This window comes from Micromonospora sp. DT228 (assembly GCF_049841595.1).
Classification (GTDB): Bacteria; Actinomycetota; Actinomycetes; order Mycobacteriales; family Micromonosporaceae; genus Micromonospora.
Genome location: NZ_JBNCKO010000046.1, coordinates 1 through 3,291 on the forward strand (window position 1 = coordinate 1; position 3,291 = coordinate 3,291).

A 3,291-nucleotide genomic window follows, 5' to 3' on the forward strand; every position below is an offset into this window, starting at 1 on the left:
TCGCCGGTCACCAGACCCTCGAAACCGAAGTGGTACGGCAACCACACCTGGTGGATGATCCGACCGTCCACCCGCAAAGGGGTGAGCCGGTCGGTCACCAGCACCTTCGCCTCGATCACCGCACGACCGCTGACCAGGTGCGCCCACCCCAGATGGGTCAGCCCCGCCTCGCCCGCCATCTCCGGTGACACCTCGACGAACATCTCCGGTTGCAACTCGGCCAACGTCCGGACGGTACGGCTCATCCCACCGGCGGTGTGGTGCTCGGTGAGCCGGCTGACCGTGAACACGTACGGGAACACCTGACTGTGCTCCTGCGGTGGGCTCGGGTTCACCGAGTTGACCGGGTGCGCGTACATCTTGCGGGTCGGGTTGGCCTGCTGCCGGTAGAGCGGGTTACGCACCGGCGACTCCACCGGCTCGTAGTGCGTCGGCAGCGGCCCGTCCAGCACGCCGCTGGGCGCGTACAGCCAGCCCTTGCCGTCACCCTGCATGACGAACGGGTCGTCACCGGCGATGCCCTCCGTCCCGGACGCGCCGGGCGGCGGCCGGTACGACGGCGGTTTGGTCTTCTCGAAGTCCGGCACGTCGTAGCCGGTCCACTCGCCCTCCTCCGCGTCCCACCAGACGTAGCGTTTGCGCTCACTCCACGGGTTGCCGTCCGGGTCGGCGGAGGCACGGTTGTAGAGGATGCGCCGGTTCGCCGGCCACGCCCACCCCCACTCGGCGGCCACCCAGTCCTGCTCGTGTCGGGACTTACGCCGCGCCGCCTGGTTGACACCGTCGGCGTACACACCGGTGTAGATCCAGCAGCCGATCGCGGTGGAACCATCCGCGCGGGCCTCGGCGAAGCCGGACAGCGGGCGGCCACTCGCCACGTCGTACCCGTTGATCTCGCGCAGCACCGACTCGGCGCTCGGCTCCGCGTGCGGACCGTGCGTGGGGTAGTCCCAGGTGAGGTCGAGCAGCGCCCGGTCCCGCGGCAACTGTGAGTCGGCCAGCCTCTCCCGCAGCCTGCGCCCCAGGTGGTAGAAGAACCACAGCTCGGAGCGGGCGTCGCCCGGCGGCTCGACGGCCTTCTCCCGCCACTGCAACAGCCGCTGCGTCTGGGTGAACGTGCCCTCCTTCTCCACGTGCGAGGCGGCGGGCAGGAAGAACACCTCGGTGCGGCACTCCTCCGGCACGATCTCCCCGGTGGCGACCTCGGGGCCGTTCTGCCAGAACGTGGCGCTCTCGATCATGAACAGGTCCCGGACCACCAACCAGTCCAGGTTGGCCATGCCCAGGCGCTGCGCCCGGCCGTGCGCCGAGCCGACCGCCGGGTTCTGACCGAGCAGGAAGTAGCCCTTGATCTTCCCGTCGATCATGTTGAGCACCTGCTGGTAGGTGCCGTGGTCACCGGTCAACCGGGGCAGGTAGCCGTAACAGAAGTCGTTCTCCGGCGTCGCCGCGTCACCCCAGTACGCCTTGAGCAGGCTCGCCGCGAACGACCGCGCGTTACCCCAGAAGCCCTTCTGACCCGGGTGCCGGATGCTGTCCACCCACTCGTCGAAGCTCGGGTGTTCGGCGTGGTGCGGCATCGGCAGGTACCCGGGCAGCAGGTTGAACAACGTCGGGATGTCGGTGGAGCCCTGGATGCTGGCGTGCCCGCGCAGGGCCATCACGCCCCCGCCCGGGCGACCCATGTTGCCGAGCAGCAGTTGGATGATCGCCCCGGTACGGATGTACTGCACACCGACGCTGTGCTGCGTCCACCCCACCGAGTAGATCAGCATGCCGGTGCGCTCCCGACCGGAGTTCCGCGTCCACGCCTCGGCCAACTCCAGGAACTGCTCCCGCGGGATGCCGCACACCCGTTCCACCATCTCCGGGGTGTAGCGGGCAAAGTGTCGCTTGAGGATCTGGTAGACGCAGCGCGGGTGCCGCAACGTCTCGTCGCGTTCGGTCTGCCCGCCGACAGGTGCGCCGTGCGACTCGTGCGTCAGACCCGCGGCGCTGTCCCGCTCCTGCTCGGTGTGCCCACTGCCGGACGAACCCTCGTGCCCCGCGTACTGCCAACTGTCCTGCACGTAGGCGCCGGTCGCCGGATCGAACCCGGAGAAGAACCCGTCGCCGTCCTCGGTGTCGACGAAGTCCTCGCTGACGATCGTCGCCGCGTTGGTGTACGACAGCACGTACTCCCGGAAGTCCAACTCGTTGTCCAGGATGTAGCGCACCACACCACCCAGCAGGGCGATGTCCGTGCCCGCCCGGATCGGCAGGTACGCGTCAGCCACCGCACTGGTCCGGGTGAACCGCGGGTCGACGTGGAAGACCTTCGCACCCTTGCGCTTGGCCTCCATCACCCACTGGAAGCCCACCGGGTGCGCCTCAGCCATGTTCGAACCCTGGATGACGATCACGTCAGCGTTGGCGATGTCCTGCTGGAAATCCGTCGCACCGCCACGACCGAAGCTGGCCCCCAGACCGGGGACGGTGGCGGAGTGTCAAATACGGGCCTGGTTCTCGATCTGGAGCGCCCCCATCGCGGTGAACAACTTCTTGATGAGGTAGTTCTCCTCGTTGTCCAGCGTCGCCCCACCCAGACTGGAGAAACCCAGCGTCCGGTTGAGCGGCCGGCCCTGCGTGTCGACGTCCTCCCAGGTCTGCGCACGGGCCGCGAGCATCCGGTCGGCGATCATGTCCAGCGCGGTGTCGAGGTCCAGATCCTCCCACTGCGTCGAGTACGGACGGCGGTAACGCACAGTCGTCTGCCGCAGCGGACTGGTCACCAGACTCTTACTGGCCGAACCCTTCGGGCACAGCCGACCCCGCGAGATCGGGCTGTCCGGATCGCCCTCGATCTGGGTGACCTGGCCATCCTTGACGTACACCCGCTGACCACAACCGACGGCGCAGTACGGGCAGACCGACCGGGCCATCGAATCCGCGTCATCGGTGCGCGCGGTGAGTTCTGCCGACCGGGTGGACTTGGCCGCGGCACCCCGACCGAGCGGATCGGTGCCGGTGAGCTGCCGGTAAACCGGCCAACCCTCGATGAAGGTACGCAGACCCATGCCCTGACACCCCCTCCCACGCGAGCGACCCCATGAAGATAGGTCAACCGAGACATGTTCGCGAGTGGGGGCAGACAGACAGCGCCGCCCCCGGCCCTGTGGACCGGGGGCGGCGCTGGTGTCGGTGTGCAGGTCGCCTCTCGGCGAGTGGCGCGGCACGGCTCCAGCCAAACGGTATTCCGCGACGGCGATATTAGGTGAGGCCCGGGGACACTGAGTCACACCGACACCCTCC

At 68.3% G+C, this 3,291-nt stretch carries 1 protein-coding gene; it reads right to left on the reverse strand.

Annotated elements, in window-relative coordinates:
* On the reverse strand, positions 1-3,056 hold a 3,056-nt coding region (fdh, locus tag ACLQ29_RS35315), incomplete at its 3' end, for a formate dehydrogenase (RefSeq protein ID WP_425775692.1).
* Between the last annotated feature and the right edge of the window lie 235 nt (positions 3,057-3,291).